Annotated in this window: 13 protein-coding genes and 1 other RNA gene; 10 read left to right on the top strand and 4 right to left on the bottom strand. The window is 71.0% G+C overall.

The features are described from left to right. The first annotated feature begins 68 nt into the window (after nucleotides 1-68). Nucleotides 69-446 (top strand): response regulator, encoded by a 378-nt coding sequence (locus MFF21_RS05995; protein WP_238310309.1) that lies wholly within the window; start codon nucleotides 69-71, stop codon nucleotides 444-446. Nucleotides 447-947: 501 nt separating this feature from the next. Continuing rightward, a complete protein-coding gene (locus tag MFF21_RS05990; protein ID WP_238310308.1) occupies nucleotides 948-3,275 on the top strand; it encodes a putative bifunctional diguanylate cyclase/phosphodiesterase in 2,328 nt (775 codons plus the stop codon). A 106-nt stretch (nucleotides 3,276-3,381) separates the two neighbouring features. On the opposite strand, the gene MFF21_RS05985 is transcribed toward MFF21_RS05990, so the two are convergent. The 3 genes from MFF21_RS05985 to pepN all read right to left on the bottom strand — a co-directional run bounded on the left by MFF21_RS05985 (nucleotide 3,382) and on the right by pepN (nucleotide 10,637). Next, nucleotides 3,382-5,235 (bottom strand): acyl-CoA thioesterase, encoded by a 1,854-nt coding sequence (locus MFF21_RS05985; RefSeq protein WP_238310307.1) that lies wholly within the window; start codon nucleotides 5,233-5,235, stop codon nucleotides 3,382-3,384. A gap of 166 nt (nucleotides 5,236-5,401) precedes the next feature. After that, entirely contained in the window at nucleotides 5,402-7,774 is a 2,373-nt protein-coding gene (locus MFF21_RS05980) for a PAS domain-containing sensor histidine kinase (RefSeq protein WP_238310306.1), read from the bottom strand. A 214-nt stretch (nucleotides 7,775-7,988) separates the two neighbouring features. Beyond that, a complete protein-coding gene (gene pepN, locus MFF21_RS05975; protein WP_238310305.1) occupies nucleotides 7,989-10,637 on the bottom strand; it encodes an aminopeptidase N in 2,649 nt (882 codons plus the stop codon). A 143-nt stretch (nucleotides 10,638-10,780) separates the two neighbouring features. Between pepN and MFF21_RS05970 the strand changes: the two genes are divergently transcribed. Continuing rightward, nucleotides 10,781-11,221, top strand: a complete 441-nt coding sequence (locus MFF21_RS05970) for a VOC family protein (protein ID WP_238310304.1) — start codon at nucleotides 10,781-10,783, stop codon at nucleotides 11,219-11,221. Nucleotides 11,222-11,225: 4 nt separating this feature from the next. On the opposite strand, the gene MFF21_RS05965 is transcribed toward MFF21_RS05970, so the two are convergent. After that, nucleotides 11,226-11,387, bottom strand: coding sequence for a hypothetical protein (locus tag MFF21_RS05965; RefSeq protein ID WP_238310303.1), 162 nt, complete (start codon nucleotides 11,385-11,387; stop codon nucleotides 11,226-11,228). Between the two features lie 209 nt (nucleotides 11,388-11,596). Here MFF21_RS05965 and rnpB point away from each other — a divergent pair. From rnpB to mraY, 7 genes are all read left to right on the top strand, one after another. Beyond that, nucleotides 11,597-12,004: RNase P RNA component class A (gene rnpB / locus MFF21_RS05960), an RNA gene on the top strand. Between the two features lie 357 nt (nucleotides 12,005-12,361). Further along, nucleotides 12,362-13,435 (top strand): 16S rRNA (cytosine(1402)-N(4))-methyltransferase RsmH, encoded by a 1,074-nt coding sequence (gene rsmH / locus MFF21_RS05955; protein ID WP_238310302.1) that lies wholly within the window; start codon nucleotides 12,362-12,364, stop codon nucleotides 13,433-13,435. Continuing rightward, nucleotides 13,432-13,854 (top strand): cell division protein FtsL, encoded by a 423-nt coding sequence (gene ftsL / locus MFF21_RS05950; RefSeq protein ID WP_238310301.1) that lies wholly within the window; start codon nucleotides 13,432-13,434, stop codon nucleotides 13,852-13,854. Before rsmH ends, ftsL begins: the two co-directional genes overlap by 4 nt. A 5-nt stretch (nucleotides 13,855-13,859) precedes the next feature. Next, nucleotides 13,860-15,686: a peptidoglycan D,D-transpeptidase FtsI family protein gene (locus MFF21_RS05945; RefSeq protein ID WP_373324937.1), complete on the top strand. Its 1,827-nt coding sequence runs from the start codon at nucleotides 13,860-13,862 to the stop codon at nucleotides 15,684-15,686. After that, complete coding sequence (locus MFF21_RS05940) at nucleotides 15,683-17,161, top strand: UDP-N-acetylmuramoyl-L-alanyl-D-glutamate--2,6-diaminopimelate ligase (RefSeq protein ID WP_238310300.1); 1,479 nt, start codon at nucleotides 15,683-15,685, stop codon at nucleotides 17,159-17,161. The genes MFF21_RS05945 and MFF21_RS05940 overlap by 4 nt, the downstream gene beginning before the upstream one ends. After that, nucleotides 17,158-18,621, top strand: a complete 1,464-nt coding sequence (locus MFF21_RS05935; RefSeq protein ID WP_238310299.1) for a UDP-N-acetylmuramoylalanyl-D-glutamyl-2,6-diaminopimelate--D-alanyl-D-alanine ligase — start codon at nucleotides 17,158-17,160, stop codon at nucleotides 18,619-18,621. Before MFF21_RS05940 ends, MFF21_RS05935 begins: the two co-directional genes overlap by 4 nt. 73 nt (nucleotides 18,622-18,694) lie before the next feature. Next, a complete protein-coding gene (mraY, locus tag MFF21_RS05930) occupies nucleotides 18,695-19,777 on the top strand; it encodes a phospho-N-acetylmuramoyl-pentapeptide-transferase (RefSeq protein ID WP_238310298.1) in 1,083 nt (360 codons plus the stop codon). Nucleotides 19,778-19,791: the final 14 nt, after the last annotated feature.

Genomic DNA, 19,791 nt, shown 5'->3' with positions numbered 1-19,791 from the left:
GTTGGGACGGCCCAGCATCCCGGAGACCGGAGCCCCGCGAAGGGCCAGCCTGTCCGGGAGAGCGCGCCATGACCGTCGAACCAACTCTCAGGGGCCAGCGCATCCTGGTCGTGGAGGACGAGTATTTCATCGCGACCGATACCGCGCGCACCCTCCGGGAGGCCGGGGCCGCGGTGATCGGGCCGGTCCCCAGCGAGGAGGCGGCGCGGTTCCGGCTGGCGCGGGAGCGCCCCGACGCGGCCGTGCTCGACATCAATCTCGGCCTGGGAGCCTCCTTCACCCTCGCCGGGAGCCTGAAGGAGCGCGGCATCCCCTTCGTCTTCGTCACGGGCTACGACCAGTCCGTGATCCCGGCGGCCTTCGGCGGGGTCGAACGGCTGGAGAAGCCGATCCAGACCCGGCGCATCGTCGGTGCCCTGTCGAAGCTGCTGATGCAGACGGCTTGAGCCGGGCCTCCGGTGCTGCCTGGATCCTGCAGCCTCAGCGTGCTTCGGGCCGGTTCGGGGACGGGACCCCTCCCGACTTGCGCCGCCCCGCCAGGCGGGCCGCGATCCGCGCCGTGACGCGTGTGCGTCAGATGTGGCCAGGGCCGGTCCAGACATGGCCGGTCGGGAAGCGGCCAAGCGGCAAACGCATCCGTGATGTCGCCGCTGCGGCAGGATCGATCGCCGATCGATCCGCGGGCGTATGACACGAAAATACCAAACCTAATCCATGAAATTCGTTCCATGCGCCTCAGAAAATCGGGGCGAAAGGGACGAATTTCTGACGAAATCACAGTGTCATCATCGAGGAATATGGTGAATGGGCGTGAAAACGTTTCCATTTTCTTAACTGCATCGCCAGGAACGCAGGAGCGCCGCAACTGCAGCGGGCATTCCTTTAACATGCAGGCAAGCGCTCAAGCCCAAAGTCGACAGAACCGCGGAACAGCGGGTGTGGTCCAGATGATGTTGCTGTCGCTTCTGATCGATACGGATGGCGGAGGGCGCCCCCGGGACGGGAGCCTCGATCGCCGCGTGCGCATCGAGCAGGTCGACGTGGCCCTGCGGCTCGCCCCCTTCACCGTGCTCGTCAGCCTGAGCGTGGTCCAGGTCGTGACCTGGCTGTTCTGGTCACCGGCGACCGCGCTCTATCTCGGCGGCCTCGACGCCGTGACCATCGGGTTCTCGGTGGTCGCGATCGACCAGTGCCGGCGCTGGCCCACCCGGCCCAAGCCGGAGGCGCTGTCGCGGTTCTACCTGCTCGGCGTCTACGGCCTCTCCCTGGCCTTCGGCATCCTGCTCGCCTCGATCCCGGTCATGCTCTTCGTCGATAGCGACCCGCAGGAGCGGCTGCTGATCGCCTGCACCTGCGCCGGCCTGATCGCCTGCGGCATGAGCGCGGCCGTGCTGCCGGGCGCCGCGATCGGCTATTCCGGGCCGATCGTGCTGGGCTCCTATCTCGCCCTCGGGCTGACCCGCGACGTGTTCTACGCCTATGTCGCGGTGCTCCTGACCTTCTACGCGTCCTTCATCTTCGCCACGATCCTGCATTTCAGCCGGCTCGTGCGTATGCGCGTTGAGGTGCAGGTCGATCTCGAGCGCCAGCAGGAGCTGACCAGCCTGCTCCTGAACGACTTCGAGGAGAATGCGAGCGACTGGCTCTGGGAGACGGATGCCAATCTGCGGCTCCAGCACGTCTCGGCCCGCTTCGCCGAAGTGTCCGGCTTTCCGGCCTACGCCCTTCAGGACCTCTCCCTCGAACGGCTTTTCGCCCGGGCGGGGTCGGCCCCCGGCGCCGCGCAGATCTGGGACTGCATCGCGGACCGCCACGCCTTCCGCGCCGTGATGCTGCCGATGGAGATCGGCGGGCGCAGCCGCTGGTGGGAGGTGAGCGGCAAGCCGATCTTCGACCGCCGGGGCATCTTCACCGGCTATCGCGGGGTCGGCTCCGACATCACCGAGCGCAAGCTCTCGGAGAACCGGCTCTCCCACCTCGCCACGCACGATTCCCTGACGGAGCTGCCCAACCGCGTGCTGTTCCAGGAGCGCCTGGACACGGCCCTGGACGCCCTCGGCGCCGACGGGCGCCTCGCCGTGCTCTGTCTCGATCTCGACGAGGTCAAGGCGGTCAACGACGCCTTCGGGCACGGGGCCGGCGATGCGCTGCTCCAGGGGGTCGCCAACCGCCTGCGGGTGGTCTCCGGCAGCGGCGCGCTGGTGGCGCGGCTCGCCGGCGACGAATTCGCGATGCTGGTCGAGGGGCGCATCGCCCGGGACCGCCACGCGACCGGGGCGCTGGCGGCGCAGGTGGTCGACGCCCTTGCCATGCCCTTCTTCCTGGACGGCATCCGCGTCAGCATCGGCGTGAGCATCGGCATCGCCGTCGCGCCCGAGGACGGCAAGCAGGACATCATGCGCAAGGCCGACCTCGCCCTCTACCGGGCGAAGAGCGAGGGCCGGAAGGCCCACCGCTTCTACGAGGCGGAGATGGACGAGGTGATCGAGGCGCGCCGCGCGCTCACCGCCGACCTGCGGGGCGCCCTGGAGCGCCACGAATTCGTGCTCTACTTCCAGCCCCTCGTCTCCGCGGAGAGCGGGCGCATCCAGGGCTTCGAAGCGCTGGTGCGCTGGCGCCACCCGGCCCGCGGCTTCGTCTCCCCGGCCGAGTTCATTCCGCTGGCGGAGGAGACCGGCGTCGTCATCCCGCTCGGCGAATGGATCATCCGCGAGGCCTGCCGGATCGCGGCCGCCTGGGGCAGCCCCTTGAGCGTCGCGGTGAACCTCTCCGCGGTGCAGTTCCGCCATTCCGACCTCGCCGGGATCGTACGGGAGGCCCTGCGCGAGAGCGGGCTGCCGGCCGAGCGGCTGGAGCTGGAGGTGACGGAATCGGTCTTCCTGGCGGCGACGCCGGCGGTGCACGAGGTGCTGCGCGCCCTGCGGGGCCTGGGCCTGCGCCTGTCGCTCGACGATTTCGGGACCGGCTATTCCTCGCTCAGCTATCTGCGCCGGGTCGCCTTCGACAAGATCAAGATCGACCGCAGCTTCGTGAACGACCTGCCGGACGATGCCAGCGACATCGCCATCGTGCGCGCCATCATCGACCTGGCCTCGGCCCTCGGCATGACGGTGACGGCGGAGGGGGTCGAGACCGAGGCCCAGCGGGACTGCCTGATGCGCCAGGGCTGCCGGCAGTTCCAGGGCTACCTGTTCGGCCGCCCGATGCCCGCCGCCGAAGCCGCCGCGCTCGCCGCCCGCGGCGGCCTCACGGACCGGAAGCCGTACGCGGCGTGAGGGCTGTCTCCCATAGGGGACGGTCCGCTGAGGCGATTATTGATTGAGCGAGGGGGCGGGCCTGGCTCCCTCGTCCCGGTTGTGGGGATGAGGAGGCCTCCACCCCTCACATCAGCAGCGCGTCGCCGGACATGCCGACATCGCCGGAGAGGTTCGGGCGGTCGCCGGAATGGGGCGATTCCTTGGGCCAGTAGCGCAGGAAGCCCTGGATGATGGCTCCGGGGATGTCGAGCGGGTGGTAGGTCTTCACGTCCACGAACATCAGCGACTGCTCGCCCCGGCCGAGCAGGCCGTGGGTCTCGCTGTGGATCTCGTGGGCGAGGGTGACGAATTTCCGATTGTGCTTGGCGATGCGGATCCGCACCGTCACCGGCTCGAACTCCATCGCCTCCCGGCGGAACTCGTGCTGGAAGTTGCGGGTGAGGATGTAATAGCTCGTCGTCTTCAGGTCGAAATCCGGCATGCAGATGTTGAAGAACATCTCCCGCGCCTTGCCGACCCAGCGCACGTAGTTGGCGAAGTACACGTTCCCGACGGAGTTGGTGTCGTCGTAGGTCGGCAGCAGGTGCATGACGAACCACTGCCCGTCGAAGCCGAAGGAGGCGGCGGCGTCGGTGTTGGAGACCGTCAGCACCGCGACCTTCGCCTCGGGGGAAGCCGTGGCGGCGGGGGCGGCGGCCGGGGCGGGCTCGGGGCCGCCGAACAGAGCGTTGGCGGTGGGGATCGCCCCGAGCAGGGCGAGAAGCGGGGACAGGGCGAGCAGCGCCGGGCTCGGTGCCACGTAGCCGAGCAGGAAGATCAGCGCCGCGGTCACGCCGATCAGCCAGCACAGCATGGCGTCGTAGCGGCGCGGGGCGCCCAGGGTCTCGCCGACGAGGCAGGCGGCGGCCCCGACCAGCACCGTGGCGTAGGGCAGCATCAGGTAGATCATCGACAGCCCGGCCGAGACCATGGCCGTGGTGACCGCGAGGGCGGCCAGGACGATCCAGAGGGGGGAGGCCACGAAGCCGGCGGGGATGATGGCGAGCAGCGGCGAGACGCTGCGGCCGGTGGCGGAGGTGAGCCACCAGCGGGTCGCCGCGTAGAAGCCGTCGATCGTCGAGAGCGCCGCGATCACCACCCAGGTGACGTAGGCCGCGCGCCCGATCCCCGAAGGATGCTGCAGGAAGGCGAGCGTCACGGCGGCCTGCGCCCCGGCGACGCCGTCCGCGGCGACGATGCTCCCCTCCGGCCCCGCGGCGGCGGCGAGCAGGGCGTTGAGGACGAGGAGGCCGAGGAAGATCAGGGCGCCGAGGGCGTAGGCGGCGCGCACCGAGCCGCCGCCGCGGTGGATCTCCACCGCCCGCTGCCATTGCTGCACGTCGGTCCAGGGGCCGAGCAGGAAGCCGACCAGGGAGGGCAGGACGAGGCCGTAGAAGCGCCCGTCGAAGGCGGCCAGCGGCAGCGGGGCGGCGGCGGCGTTCTCGCGCAGGGCGGCGAGGGCGATCAGCGCGGCGGCGACCCCGACGACGAGGTAGGCCAAGTGGAGGAAGCGCAGGCGGGCGATCGGCACCGCATGCCCCACGGCGCAGGCCACGAGCACGAGCAGGCCCACGGCGACGGCGGGGCTCGCCCCGCTCAGGGGCAACCAGAGATAGGCGACGAAGGCGAAGAGGGTGATCGCGACCGCGCCGAGTTGGCCGAGCAGGAACAGCCCAGCATAGCCCGATTCCGCGCTGCGGAAGACCTTGGCTGGGTCGCGGCCCGGCGCCCCGAGCAGCCAGCCGAACAGGAACAGGCCGAAGGCATTGGGCAGGGCGAAGGCGAGGAAGCCCAGCCAGCCATAGGTGAGGGTGACGTGGAAGGCGTAGAAGAAGCCGAGGCCCCAGAGCCAGGACAGCCCGATCGTCGGGGCCCAGGAAACGGAACGGGATAATTGCGCAAAATCGGGCCGTGCGCCTGCTCCGCCGGGAGACGACATCGCCTGATACTCCAACACTACCCCCGTCGAGAGGTATGTCGGGGTTCGTGCCGGATGGCACGAACTTCATGCTCACAATCAGTGGTTTCTTCGGCAGTGTTGCCGGCGGGTTAAGGGGCCGCCGCGAATCCGGGCGAATCCGGCGGGTCTTCGCTGCGGTGCAATATCAGAAGACCGGAACGGCGCCCGGGCACTCCGCCTCGGGCCGCGCGGTCGCGCCCGCCGCCTCGAGCAGGGAGGCGACCGTCTCGCTGGCCCGGCCCCGGGCGGCCTCGTCCCCCGGTGCCTCCACCGGCAGGCGCACCAGCACGATCGTGCCCACGCCCTCCTCGGAGCGGATGCGCAGGGTGCCCCCATGCATCTCGGCGGTGGAGCGGGCGATGGCGAGGCCGAGGCCCGAGCCCTTGTGGGTGCGGGTGAGATTGGTCTCGACCTGCTCGAAGGGCCGGCCGAGCTTGTGGATCGCGGATTTCGGGATGCCGATCCCGGTATCCTCGATGAAGACGTGGACGAAGCCGTGGCAGGGGCGCGCCCGCACGCTGACGCGGCCGCCGGCGGGGGTGAACTTCACCGCGTTCTGGAGCACGTTGACGAGGATGTGCTGCAGGCCGCGCTCGTCCGCATGCACCTGGAGGTTCGGGGCGATCTCCACGTCGAGGGCGACGCCCTTGGCGCGGGCGCCCTCGGTGACGAGCATCAGGGCCCGGGAGACCGCACCCTCGATCGGGAGGCCGCGGCAGGACAGCTTCACCCGCTTCGCCTCGATGCGCGACATGTGCAGGATGTCGTCGATCACCGAGAGCAGGTAGGTGCCGCTGGTGCGGATGTCGCGGCAATAGTCGAGGTAGCGCTGCGAGCCGAGCGCGCCGAACACCTCGCTCTCCATCAGCTCGGCGAAGCCCATGATGGCGTTGAGCGGCGTGCGCAGCTCGTGGCTCATGGTGGCGAGGAACTCGGATTTCGCCTGGTTGGCGATCTCGGCCTGGGCCTTCTGGTCGAGATGGCGCTCGGCGAGATCGGCGAGTTGCTGGGTCTGCAATTCGAGGGTGCGGCGGGAGCGCTTGAGGTCCTTGACCGTGCCGATCAGCTCGCGCTCGGAGGCGACGAGCTGCTCCTGGTGGCGTTTCAGGCTGGTGATGTCGGTGCCGACGGAGACGTAGCCGCCGTCCTTGGTGCGGCGCTCGCTCACCTGGAGCCAGCGGCCGTCGGTGAGCTCCACCTCGAAGGTGCGGGCGGCGTTGCCGGGGCCGCCGCGCTCGGGCAGCTCCCGGCGGATCGGCGGCAGCACCCCGCGGCCCATGATTTCCTGATAGCGCCGGCCCGGCGTCGCGTCGTCGGCGGAGAGGGCGTGCAGGTCGCGGAACTTGGAATTGCACAGGACGAGGCGGTTGGCGTCGTCCCAGAGCACGAAGGCCTCGGAGATCGCCTCGACCGCGTCGCGCAGGCGCATATCCGCGGTGGCGGTGGTCTCGGCGAAGCGGCGCTGCTCGCTGACATCCACGGCGATGCCGACGAGGTGGCGGCTGCCGTCGCCGTGATCCTCCACGATCTCGGCCCGGGTGCGCAGCCAGATCCAGTCGCCGGCCGCGCCCCGCACCCGGAACTCGTGGTCCACGGTGGACTGGCTGGCGGCCAGCCCCTGGGCGAGGCTGTAGAGGTCGCCGTCCTCGGGATGGATCAGGGCGTTGACCCGGCCGAAGGACAGGACGCCCTCCGGCGGGTAGCCGAGCAGGGCGAACATCGAGTTGGACCAGAAGATCGTGCCCCGGGCGATGTCCCAGTCCCACAGGCCGCAGCGGCCGCGGCCCAGGGCCGTCTCGAGCCGCTGGCGGATCTGGTCGCAGACCGCATCGGCGGCTTCCGCCCGGCGGGATTGCAGGGCGTAGGCGAGGCCGGACCCGAGCACGACGCAGGCGACGGCCGCGAGCAGGATGGCCTGGTTGCGCAGCGCCAGCCACCATTGCGCGGTGACGTGGGTCACGGGCTGCAGCACCGCCACCTGACCGGTGCCGCCGAGGGTGCGGATGGCGGCGACCGCCTCGGTGCCGTCGGCGAGGCGCACCACCATCGGGCTCGCGCGCTCGCCCAGGAGGCCGAGGGGCTGCCCGTCCTCCAGCAGCCCGGTGAGGGTGGTCTCGCCGCCGGACAGGGCCGGATGCGCGGCCACGATCCGGTCGTCGGCGTCGATCACCAGGACCTGGCGCCCGGTCTCGAGGCTGCGCGGATGCAGCAGGCGGCGCAGGCTCTCGTTGGAGGACACGTCCCGGCCCTGGCCGAGGGCGCCCGTCGCGAGATGGGCATAGGCCTCGACGTCGAGGAGCGCCCGCCGCATCGCCTCCGTGTGCTGGGCCTGGAGCTGGAGGGCCGCGAAGCCGATGCTGCTGAGAAGGAAGAGGCCGAGGAGGATCGGGAAGGCGGTGCGCAGCCGCCGTTCGATGCGGGCCAGCCGCAGCTGGCCGGGGCTCAGCGGGCGGCGGATGCCCAGTATCGAGTCCGCGCGCAGGCGCGCGTCCAGAGAAGCGGTGGCCGCCCCCGGCATGAATCGACCTCAATGGCGTGGGTGAACGCCCGGAGTACGCGGCCTCAACCTCTCTCCGAATCGTATACATATTTGTGCATTTGCGGGGCCGATTTGTCCACGGGATTCACCGTACGCGATGCGGATTCTGAAACCCCATCGCTTGACTCTCGGAGGCGTCCGAGTCCGTTCAGGTGCCGGATTCGATTCGTAAATTTTTATCGAAATCAAGGCCTTAGCCGGCTCGGAGACTCCGCCCCACCATATCGGCCACATCGCGGGAAAGCTGCTTTGCGCCCGCAATCTCGCGGAGTGTCGCCTCGGCCACGGCCCGACGGACCGGCTCGAGCTGGCGCCAGGATCCGAAGGCCGTCATCAGGCGGGCCGCGGTCTGCGGATTGCGTGCGTCGACGGCCAGAACCGTCTCGGCGAGCAGGCGGAATCCGGCGCCGTCCGGACGGTTGAACTGGGTCTGATTGGCCAGGCTGAAGGCGCCCACCAGCGAGCGCACCCGATTCGGGTTGGTGACCGAATAGGCCGGGTCGGCCTGGAGAGCGCGGATGCGCGCCAGCGTGCCGTCCTCGGGAATCGTCGCCTGGATCGAGAACCACTTGTCTAGGACCAGGGGCTCGCCCCGCCAGTCCCGGCCGAAGGCGGCGAGCGCCGCCTCGCGCGCCTCCCCCGGGATCTGGGCGAGGCTCGCGAGCGCCGCGAGGCGGTCGGTCATGTTGCCGGCCGTCTCGAACTGCCGGGCGGCGAGCGCCGCGCCCCGCTCCGGATCGGCGGTGGCGATCAGATCGAGGGCCATGTTGCGCAGCGCCCGGCGTCCGGCCGAGGCCGCGTCCGGGCTGAAGGGGGCGCCGGCCGGGGCGTCGAGGGCCTCGCGCAGGGTTTCGAGCCGCGCGCCGAGCTGGCGGCCGATCTGCCGGCGCAGGGTGCGGCGCGCCGCAAAGATCGCGTCCGGATCGATGTCCGTGCCGATCTCGCTGGCGACGTCGCCCTCGCTCGGGAGGGTGAGGACCAGGGCGGCGAAGGCCGGGTCGGACAGGGCCTCGCCGTCGAGGAAGGCGCCCAGGGCCGCGACGAAGGCCTGCGCCTCGGGCCCGGCCTCCTCCGCCTCCGGCGCCCCGGCCCGGGTGCGGTCGATCATCAGGCGGAGGGCCACGCGCTGGGCCGCTTCCCAGCGGTTGAAGGGGTCGGTGTCGTGCCGCAGCAGGATCAGCCGCTCGGCATCGGTGACGGCCATGTCGACCCGCACCGGGGCGGAGAAGCCGCGGAACAGCGAGGGGACCGGAGGCGCCACGACCCCCTCGAAGACGAGGGAGTCCTCGGCCTTGTCGAGCACGAACACCCCGTCCTGCACCGGGGGCGAGGCCACCTCGATCGGGCCGGCCTCCCCGACGAGGCCGAGGGCGACCGGGACGACCAGGGGCGGCGCATCGGCACCGGCGCCCGGGCGGGTCTGGCGGAAATCGAGCCGGTAGCGCTGGCCGGCGGCGTCGTAATGGCCCTCGACCGCGATGCGCGGGGTGCCCGGGCGCTCGTACCATTGCGCGAAATGCGCGAGGTCGCGGCCCGTCACCGCGGCGAAGGCGGCCAGGAAATCCTCGACGGTGGCGGCGGTGCCGTCGTTCTCGGCGAAGTAGCGGTCCATGCCGGCGCGGAAGGCGGCCTCGCCGATCAGGGTGCGCAGCATGCGCACGATCTCCGCGCCCTTCTCGTAGACGGTCGCCGTGTAGAAGTTGTTGATCTCGGCATATTGCTTGGGCCGCACCGGATGGGCGAGCGGCCCGGCATCCTCCGGGAACTGGCGGGCGCGCAGGGTGCGCACCTCGCCGATGCGGTGCACCGCGCGGGAGCGCATGTCGGAGGAGAATTCCTGGTCGCGGAAGACCGTCAGGCCCTCCTTCAGGCAGAGCTGGAACCAGTCCCGGCAGGTGACGCGGTTGCCCGACCAGTTGTGGAAATACTCGTGGGCGATGATCGCCTCGATATTGGCGTAGTCCTGGTCGGTCGCCGTCTCGGGGCTGGCGAGGACGTATTTGTCGTTGAAGATGTTGAGGCCCTTGTTCTCCATCGCGCCCATGTTGAAGTCGGACACGGCGACGACGTTGAACACGTCGAGATCGTAGGCGCGGCCGAAGGCGCGCTCGTCCCAGGCCATGGAGCGCACCACGGCGTCGAGGGCATAGGCCGCGCGCGCCTCCTTGCCGGGCTCGACATAGACGCCGACCGCGACCGTGCGGCCTTCCATGGTGGTGAAGCGGGTCGAGACGGCGCCGAGCCGGCCGCCGACCAGGGCGAAGAGATAGGCGGGCTTGGGGTGCGGATCGTGCCAGACGGCGAAATGCCGGTCGGTGCCGGGCACGTCGCCGGCCTCGACCGGGTTGCCGTTGCCGAGGAGCACCGGCGCCTCGTCGCGGGGGGCCTCGATCCGGGTGGTGTAGACCGACATCACGTCTGGCCGGTCGAGGAAATAGGTGATGCGCCGGAAGCCGTCCGCCTCGCATTGCGTGCAGTAGACGCCGCTGGAGCGGTAGAGGCCCATCAGCTTGGTGTTGGCGGTCGGGTCGATCCGCGTCTCGATGGTGAGGGTGAAGGGGGCCTGCGGCGGCGCGTGCAGCACGAGGCCCGCGGGCCTCGCCTCGTAGGCCTCAGGCGCTAGGGGCGCGCCGTCGAGGGCGAGGGAGACGAGGTCGAGCTCGTCCCCGTCCAGCACGAGGGCCGCGCCCTCCCGCCCCGCCGGGTTCGGCCGGATCGCGAGCGTCGCCCTCACCCGGGTGGCATGGGGATCGAGGCGCACGTCGAGATCGACCCGGTCGATCAGGTGGTCGCTCGGCCGGTAATCCTCCAGGCGGATGGTCGGGGGCGTCTCGGTGCGCATCGGATCTCTGCCTCGCCGGAGGAAGGGGAAGCGCCCTCTATCGGCGGCTCGGACTCCGAGCGCAACGTGGCTCTCCGCATTGAAGCCCCGCCCCGCGGGCGCCAGATAGGCGCTCGGCAATCGGCAACCCCGGACGAACCGCAATGGAATACCTGCACACGATGGTCCGCGTGGCGGATCTCGACCGCGCGCTGGCCTTCTACGTCGACACCTTCGGGCTGCAGGAGGTGCGGCGCGTCGACAACGAGAAGGGGCGCTTCACCCTGGTCTTCCTCGCCGCCCCCGGCGACGTGGAGCGGGCCCGGGCCGAGAAGGCGCCGATGGTGGAGCTGACCTACAACTGGGACCCGGAGGAATATTCGGGCGGGCGCAATTTCGGGCACCTCGCCTACCGGGTCGAGGACATCTACGCCTTCTGCCAGAAGCTGAAGGATGCCGGCGTCACCATCAACCGGCCGCCGCGGGACGGCTACATGGCCTTCGTGAAGTCGCCGGACGGGATCTCCATCGAGATCCTGCAGAAGGGCGACGCGAAGCCGCCGCAGGAGCCCTGGGCCTCGATGGAGAACATCGGCACCTGGTGAGCGGTCAGCGCGTGGCGGCGGGGGTGATGCCGAGCTCGGCGAGCTTGGCATGCACCGCCTCCACCGGGCGCTTCAGCCTGAGGCTGATCACCTCCACCGGCACCTGCTCGCGGGCCAGGCTGCGCAGCTGCTGCACGGCGTCGAGGGTCCAGGTCGTCTCCGTCATGGCGTCCTCCGTGGTTGGCGGAAGGCGTGCCCTCGGGCCGGGCCCGGCGGCGCGTCCTTCGTTTGCGAAAGGTGGCGCTTCCCGGCCTGCGGGCAACGCGGGGCCCAAAATCCGTGCAGGCTCACGGAAGAGGCAGAGGCGGCGGCGGGCGCGATTCGTCGCCCGCGCTCTTGACCCCACGGGGCGCGGGGGCGCAGATCCGCCCCGGATCAGCCGGCCGGGCGGCCGCTCCGGGCTTCGGCCCGGGGAGGAAAGTCCGGGCTCCACGGAGAGACGGTGCCGGATAACGTCCGGCGGGGGCGACCCCAGGGACAGTGCCACAGAGAGCAGACCGCCTCGCGAAGGACGCGTTCTTCGCGAGGTAAGGGTGAAAGGGTGCGGTAAGAGCGCACCGCGGACGCGGTAACGCGGACGGCATGGCAAACCCCACCGGGTGCAAGACCGAATAGGGGCGACGCGCCTCTTCCCGAAAGGGGAGGGCAGGCCGGCTCTCCGGGCCGGTCGCCCGGGTTGGTTGCTCGAGGCGGTCGGCAACGACCGTCCCAGAGGAATGGCCGCCACGTCCGGCGCGCAGGCGCCGGGCCCTACAGAACCCGGCTTAAAGGCCGGCTGATCCGCCTGATTGCACGACGACTTTTTTCTCGCGCTCCGGTTCCGGCGCGGGCCGGCACATTGACGCTCGGTTAACCTTGATCGGGTCTGATCGCTCCGAAGCCACGGCCACGTTCGTTGACGGCCCTCGGAGCCCCATGGTACCCCGACCTCACCCGTTGACGATTTATTCAGGATCGGCGGGCACCCGCTCAGGTTCGAGGACGGGTGCCCGGAAGCGGGCCCATGGCCGCCGCATGGCCGGCGCCGCGACCCTCTCCGACGCCGCGCCTGCGCGGCTTCTCCGAGCTTCAGGACTGCATGACCCGGCTTTTCTCCGATCGCCCGGCGCCCTTTGCGATTCCCGATTCCGCGGGGGCGCGATGACCCGCGCGCCGAGGAAGGCGGCCGCCGCCGCGCCGGTCGAGGCGCCGCATGTGCCGGTGCTGCTGGCCGAGGTCCTGGCGGCCCTCGGCCCGGCCTCCGGTGAGGCGGCCCGCGTCCTCGTCGACGGCACCTTCGGGGCCGGCGGCTATACCCGCGCCCTGCTGGAGGCCGATCCCGCCGGCTCCGTCGTCGCCATCGACCGCGACCCCACCGCCATCGCCGCCGGGGCGAGCCTGGTCGCCGCCTCGGGCGGCCGGCTGAGCCTGGTGCAGGGCCGCTTCGGCGCCCTCGACGCGGCTCTGGAGGCGGCGGGCCTCGCCGCCGCCGACGGCGTCGTCCTCGATATCGGCGTCTCCTCGATGCAGCTCGACCAGGCCGAGCGCGGCTTCTCGTTCCGCCAGGACGGCCCCCTCGACATGCGCATGGAGCGCGCGGGGCCGAGCGCGGCCGATCTCGTCAACGAGGCGGACGAGGCCACGCTCGCCGACATCTTCTACCATTACGGCGAGGAGCGCCGCGCCCGGGCGGTGGCCCGCACCATCATCGAGACCCGGCGGCGCGGGCCGATCACCACGACCCTCGAACTGGCGGACCTGATCGCCGGCGTGGTCCGGGCCGATCCCGGCAGCGGCATCCACCCGGCCACCCGCAGCTTCCAGGGCCTGCGCATCGCGGTGAACGACGAGCTCGGCGAGCTGGTGCGGGCGCTGCACGCGGCCGAGCGCATCCTCAAGCCCGGCGGCCGTCTGGCGGTGGTGACCTTCCACTCGCTGGAGGACCGCATCGTCAAGCAGTTCCTCTCCGCGCGGTCCGGCCGGTCCGTGCAGGCCTCCCGCCACGTGCCGAGCGTGGCCAAGCCGCCGGAGAAGAGCTTCCGCCTGGTCACGAAGGGGCCGGTGCTGCCCTCCGAGGCCGAATGCGCCGCCAATCCGCGGGCGCGCTCGGCCAAGCTCCGGGCCGGCGAGCGCACCGAGGCGCCCGCGCCCGCGCCGCTGGCGGCGATCGAGATGCTGGCCGCGCTGCCCGGCGCGGCGTCCGGCGGTTCGGGCCGGGGAGGGACGCGGCGGTGATCCGGCTTCTCAACCTCATCGCGGTGATCGGGCTGATGGCCTCGGCGGTCTACGCCTACTCGATCAAGTACGACACGCTGTACCAGACCGCCCAGGTCGCCAAGCTGAAGAGCGCCCTGCACAAGGAGCGCCAGGCCATCGCCGTGCTGCGGGCCGAGTGGCAATTGCTGACGCGGCCCGACCGCCTGCAGGCGGCGGTGGAGCGCCACCTCGCCCTGGAGCTCATCGGCACCGGCCACCTTGCCCGGATGTCCGACCTGCCCGAGCGGCCCGACCGCGGCGACGAGATCGGCCGCCTGCTCGCCGCCACGGCGACGCCGAAGGACAAGCCGGGCGCCAAGGCCGACGAGCCGCGCACCACCGGCTCCATCACGACCCGCACCGTCAGCACCCGCACGCCGACCACGCCTTCGAGGTAGCTCCCGTGTCAGACGCGAACTCGCCCGATCCCGAGGCCGTCGCCGCGCCCGAGACGGCGCCGCTGCCCGAGGCCGCCCCCGGCCGCTTCCGCCTGGAGCCGGCCGAGAGCCCGCCCAAGCGGATCTGGCGCACCATGTTCCGCCTCGCCATCGAGCGCTCCTATGCCCGCGTCGGCCTGGTCGGGCTCGCCTTCGCCTGCGTGTTCGGGGCGATCAGCGTCCGCCTCGTGGTGATGGCGGCGACCCCCGGCAACAACAGCGATGACCACCGGGTCGCGGCCGCCGCCACCACGGCGATCCGCCCCGACATCATCGACCGCAACGGCGAGATCCTGGCCACCGACATCCGCACGGTCTCGGTCTTCGCCGAGCCGCGCAACATCTACGACAAGGACGAGGCGACCGAGCTGCTCACCGCCGTGCTGCCGGAGCTCAACGCCACGGAGCTGCGCGCCAAGCTCTCGACCAAGAAGGGCTTCGTCTGGGTCAAGCGCGAGATCACGCCCAAGCAGCAGGTCGAGATCCACCGCCTCGGCATCCCGGGCATCGGCTTCCTGCCCGACCACAAGCGCGTCTACCCGAACGGGGTCGCCGCCGCCCACGTGCTCGGCGTGACCAATCTCGACAATGTCGGCATCGCCGGCATGGAGAAATACATCGACTCGACCGGCCTGAAGGACCTCAACAGCCTCGGCTTCGTCGAGAAGCAGACCGACCTGAAGCCGGTGCAGCTCTCCATCGACCTGCGCGCCCAGTTCGCCGTGCGCGACGAGCTCGCCAAGGGCATCGAGCACTTCAAGGCCAAGGCCGGCGCCTCGATGATCCTGGACGTGAACACCGGCGAGGTGCTCGCTCTGGTCTCGATGCCGGATTTCGACCCCAACAATCCCGTCGACGCGCTCTCCGACGACAAGATCAACCGGATGAATGTCGGCGTCTACGAGATGGGCTCGACCTTCAAGGCGATGACCCTCGCCATGGCGCTCGATTCCGGCAAGTACAACGTCAACTCGACGTTCGATACCCGCGGCGGCGTGCTGAGCTGGGGCCGGCAGAAGATCCACGAATATCACGGCACCAACCGCGTCATCACCATGCCGGAGGTGTTCACCCACTCCTCCAATATCGGCTCGGCCAAGATGGCGCTCGGCATCGGCGTGCCCGGGCACAAGGCCTTCCTCAAGAAGATGGGCCTGCTCGACCGGCTGCGCACGGAGCTGCCCGAGAGCGCGAGCCCGATCATCCCGCCGCGCTGGACCGAGATCAACACGATCACCATCGCCTTCGGCCACGGCCTCGCCGTCGCCCCGCTCCAGGCGGCGGCCTCGGTGGCGGCCATCGTCAATGGCGGCGACCTGATGAAGCCGACCTTCCTCAAGACCGACGAGGAGACGGCCCGCGCCAAGGCGAGCCGCGTGATCCGGCCCGAGACCAGCGAGGCCATGCGCTTCATCATGCGCCTCAACGCGGTCGAGGGTTCGGCTAAGAAGGCGGCGATCCCCTACTACTTCGTCGGCGGCAAGACCGGGACGGCGGAGAAGGTGGTCGGCGGCCGCTACGTGAAGAACCGGCTGTTCACGACCTTCATGGCCGCCGCGCCCATGGACAACCCGAAATACCTCTTCGTGACGATCATGGACGAGCCCCAGGGCCTGCCGGAGAGCGGCGGCTACGCCACCGCGGCCTGGAATTCCGGCGTGGTCACGGGCAAGGTGATCGAGCGCGTCACGCCGATCCTCGGCCTGCCGCCCCGTTTCGAGCCGCCGTCGAAGCCGTTCCCGCTCATGGTCAAGCTCGGTGCCTATCACGCGACCCAGGTGGGCGGCCCATGACGGGGCCAACCCTCGGGGCGCTGTTTCCGGACGCCGCGCTCGCCGAGCCCGGCCGTCCCGTCGCGGGCCTCACCGCGGACAGCCGAAAGGTCGTCCCGGGCGGGGTCTTCGTCGCGGTGCCGGGCACGAAGGTCGACGGCCGGATCTTCGCCGCCAAGGCCGCCGCCTCCGGTGCGGTCGCGGTGGTGGGCGAGGGCGAGCGGCCCGCCGACCTTCCGGCCGAGACCGCGTGGGTCGCCGTTCCCGACGTGCGCCGCGCCCTGGCGCGGGCCGCCGCCCGCGTCTCGGGCCGCCAGCCCGAGACCGTGGTCGCCGTCACCGGCACCTCGGGCAAGAGCTCGGTCGCCGATTTCGTCCGCCAGATCCTCGCCCGCCTCGGCCGCGATGCGGCGAGCCTCGGCACGGTCGGCATCGTCACGAACCGGGGGGCGTCCTACGGCTCGCTGACCACGCCCGATCCCGTGAGCCTGCACGAGACCCTGGCCCGCCTGGCGGAGGAGGGCATCACGGATCTCGCCATGGAGGCCTCCTCCCACGGCATCGAGCAGCGCCGCCTCGACGGGGTGCGCCTCACCGCGGCGGGCTTCACCAATCTCGGCCGCGACCATCTCGACTATCATCCGAGCGTCGAGGCCTATCTCGAAGCCAAGCTCCGGCTGTTCACCACGCTCCTGCCGCAGGGCGGCCCGGCCATCGTCAATGCCGACGGCGCCTATGCCGAGCGGGTGATCGCCACGGCCGAGGCGGCGGGCCATGCCGTGCGCGCGACTGGCCGGGCGGGGGATTTCATCCGGCTCGTCGACGCGCGCACCGAAGGCTTCGCCCAGGCCCTGACCCTCTACGGCCCCGGCCCGACCGGCGGATCGGCCGAGTACAAGGTGGCCCTGCCCCTCGTCGGCGGCTTCCAGGTGGAGAACGCCCTGGTCGCGGCGGGGCTCGTGCTCTCGACCCCGGCCGGCGCGGCCGATCCCGCCGGCGTCTTCGCCGCCCTCGCCCATCTCATCGGCGTGCCGGGCCGCATGGAGCGCATCGGCGAGGCGAACGGGGGCCTCTGCCTCGTCGATTACGCCCACAAGCCCGAGGCGCTGGAGCACGTGCTCAAGGCCCTGCGCCCCTTCGCGACCGGCCGGCTCATCGTGGTCTTCGGCTGCGGCGGCGACCGGGACCGCGGCAAGCGGCCGATCATGGGCGGCATCGCCGTGCGGCTCGCCGACCGGGTCATCGTCACCGACGACAATCCCCGCACCGAGGAGCCGGCGGAGATCCGCGCGGCGATCCTCGCCGCCGCTCCGGGCGCCGAGGAGATCGGCGACCGCGCCCAGGCGATCCGCACCGCCGTGCGCGACCTGAAACCCGGCGACGTCCTGGTGGTGGCCGGAAAGGGCCATGAAACCGGCCAGATCGTGGGGGATCGCGTGCTCCCGTTCTCGGACCACGATGCGGTGCGCGCCGCGCTGGCGGAGCTGAAGGCATGACCGACGCCCCCCTCTGGACTCCGGCCGCCCTCGCGGCGGCGACCGGCGGCCGCCTGCTCGGCGAGGCCCGCCCGGTCACCGGCGCCTCGATCGACACCCGCAGCCTGCAGCCGGGCGACCTGTTCTTCGCGATCCGCGGGGAGGCGCGCGACGGCCACGACTTCGTGCGGGACGCCCTCGCCAAGGGGGCCGGCGCCGCCGTGGTGGCCGAGACCCGCGCGGAGGAATTCGCCGGGGCCGGCCCCGTGCTCGCGGTGCCGGGGCAGGGCGAGGATCCGGTCCTCGACGCCATGCGCGCCCTCGGCCGGGCCGCCCGCGCCCGCAGCCGGGCCGGCATCGTCGCGGTGACGGGCTCGGTCGGCAAGACCGGCACCAAGGAGGCCCTGCGCCACGTGCTCTCGGCACAGGGCGAGACCCATGCCTCCATCGCCTCCTACAACAACCATTGGGGCGTGCCGCTCACCCTCGCCCGCATGCCGGAGAGCGCCCGCTACGGCGTGTTCGAGATCGGCATGAACCACGCCGCCGAGATCGTGCCGCTCAGCGCCCAGGTGCGCCCGCAGGTGGCGCTGATCACCACGGTCGAGCCGGTCCATATCGAGCACTTCCCCTCGCTCTCGGCCATCGCCGACGCCAAGGGCGAGATCTTCTCCGGCATCGAGCCGGGCGGCGTCGCGGTGATCAACCGCGACAACCCGAATTACGAGCGCCTGCTCGCCCATGCCCGCGCCTCCCGCGCCGGGCGGGTCGTCAGCTTCGGCGAGCATGCGGAGGCCGATGTGCGGGCTTACCGCATCCTGACCCGGCCCGACGTCTCCGTGGTCGACGCCACGGTGATGGGTGTGCCGCTGGCCTACCAGCTCGGCACCCCGGGCCGGCACGTGGCGATGAATTCCCTCGGCGTGCTCGCCGTGGTGCATGCCCTCGGCGCCGACCTCGCCCGCGCCGCCCTGTCGCTCGCCGGGCTGAAGCCCCCGGTCGGGCGCGGCGAGCGCACGGCTCTGCTGATCGGGGAGGGCGAGGCCTATCTCGTCGACGAGAGCTACAACGCCAACCCCGCCTCCATGCGCGCGGCGATGGCGACGCTCGCCGGGATCGACACCCCGGGCAAGGGCCGCCGCATCGCCGTGCTCGGCGACATGCTGGAGCTCGGCGCCGCCGCGGAGGCCCATCACCGGGAGCTCGCCGAGGCCGTGAAGGCCAACGGCATCGATCTCGTCTTCACCGCCGGCGGCATGATGCGCCACCTGTTCGAGGCGCTGCCGGTGGCCCGTCGCGGCCTGCACGCGCCGACCTCCGCCGAGCTGACCGACGCCGTGGTCGCCGCCCTGCGCCCGGGCGACGCCGTGATGGTGAAGGGCTCCAACTCGATCCGCATGGGCCGGATTGTCGAGGCGGTGAAAGCCCGCTACGCGGTCGACCCGACCCTGCGGGCCGCCGCGATGCAGCGCGCGCCCTGACCGAATCTCCGCCCGGCGCCGCTCGTCCGCGCCGGCTTCCCTCCCGAACGCGAAGACGGCCCGGCCAACACCGATGCTCTATCTCCTGTCGGACCTGAGCGGCACGCTCACGCCCCTCAACGTCTTCCGCTACATCACCTTCCGCACGGGCGGCGCGCTGTTCACGGCGGGCCTGTTCGTGTTCTGGTTCGGCCCCTGGATCATCTCCCTGCTGCGCCTGCGCCAGGGCAAGGGCCAGCCGATCCGCGAGGACGGCCCGGCCACCCACCTGACCAAGCGCGGCACGCCGACCATGGGCGGCCTGATGATCCTGGCCGGCGCCGTGGTCTCGGTGCTGCTCTGGGCCAACCCGCGCAACCACTATGTCTGGGTGACGCTGGCCGTGACCCTCGGTTTCGGCGCGATCGGCTTCTACGACGACTACCTCAAGGTGACGAAGCAGTCCCACAAGGGCTTCTCCGGCCGCTTCCGGCTGGCCCTCGAATTCGCCATCGCCGGCGCGGCCTGCCTGCTGATCTCGGTCTACTCGCCCGCCGCCCTGCAGAACCAGCTCGCCTTCCCGGTCTTCAAGGACGCCCTGCTCAATCTCAGTTGGTTCTGGGTGCCCTTCGCCGCCTTCGTGATCGTGGGCGCGGGCAACGCCGTGAACATCACCGACGGCCTCGACGGACTCGCCATCGTGCCGGTGATGATCGCCTGCGGCACCTTCGGGGTGATCGCCTATCTCGTCGGCAACTCCTTCACCGCGGGCTACCTGCAGGTGAACTACGTCCGCGACACGGGCGAGCTCGCCGTGGTCTGCGGCGCGGTGATCGGGGCAGGGCTCGGCTTCCTCTGGTTCAACGCGCCCCCGGCCCAGATCTTCATGGGCGATACCGGCTCCCTGGCGCTGGGCGGCCTGCTCGGCACCATCGCGGTTGCCGCCAAGCACGAGATCGTGCTCGCCGTGGTGGGCGGCCTGTTCGTGCTGGAGATCATGTCGGTGATCATCCAGGTCGCCTCCTTCAAGCTCACGGGCAAGCGCGTCTTCCGGATGGCGCCGATCCACCACCACTTCGAGCAGAAGGGCTGGAAGGAGCCGCAGGTGGTGATCCGGTTCTGGATCATCGCCGTGATCCTGGCGCTGGCCGGCCTCGCCACCCTGAAGCTGCGCTGACCTCATCTCGCCGA

This window comes from Methylobacterium organophilum (assembly GCF_022179465.1).
GTDB lineage: Bacteria > Pseudomonadota > Alphaproteobacteria > Rhizobiales > Beijerinckiaceae > Methylobacterium > Methylobacterium organophilum.
The sequence above is the reverse complement of the archived record's forward strand: the minus strand, read 5'-3'. Positions and strand labels throughout refer to the sequence as shown.

Excerpts from the sequence above, each read along its gene's own strand:
- MFF21_RS05995 (WP_238310309.1), top strand. The coding sequence starts at position 69 with ATGACCGTCGAACCAACTCTCAGGGGCCAGCGCATCCTGGTCGTGGAG.
- MFF21_RS05990 (WP_238310308.1), top strand. The coding sequence starts at position 948 with ATGATGTTGCTGTCGCTTCTGATCGATACGGATGGCGGAGGGCGCCCC.
- MFF21_RS05985 (WP_238310307.1), bottom strand. The coding sequence starts at position 5,235 with ATGTCGTCTCCCGGCGGAGCAGGCGCACGGCCCGATTTTGCGCAATTA.
- MFF21_RS05980 (WP_238310306.1), bottom strand. The coding sequence starts at position 7,774 with ATGCCGGGGGCGGCCACCGCTTCTCTGGACGCGCGCCTGCGCGCGGAC.
- pepN (WP_238310305.1), bottom strand. The coding sequence starts at position 10,637 with ATGCGCACCGAGACGCCCCCGACCATCCGCCTGGAGGATTACCGGCCG.
- MFF21_RS05970 (WP_238310304.1), top strand. The coding sequence starts at position 10,781 with ATGGAATACCTGCACACGATGGTCCGCGTGGCGGATCTCGACCGCGCG.
- MFF21_RS05965 (WP_238310303.1), bottom strand. The coding sequence starts at position 11,387 with ATGACGGAGACGACCTGGACCCTCGACGCCGTGCAGCAGCTGCGCAGC.
- rsmH (WP_238310302.1), top strand. The coding sequence starts at position 12,362 with ATGACCCGCGCGCCGAGGAAGGCGGCCGCCGCCGCGCCGGTCGAGGCG.
- MFF21_RS05940 (WP_238310300.1), top strand. The coding sequence starts at position 15,683 with ATGACGGGGCCAACCCTCGGGGCGCTGTTTCCGGACGCCGCGCTCGCC.
- MFF21_RS05935 (WP_238310299.1), top strand. The coding sequence starts at position 17,158 with ATGACCGACGCCCCCCTCTGGACTCCGGCCGCCCTCGCGGCGGCGACC.
- mraY (WP_238310298.1), top strand. The coding sequence starts at position 18,695 with ATGCTCTATCTCCTGTCGGACCTGAGCGGCACGCTCACGCCCCTCAAC.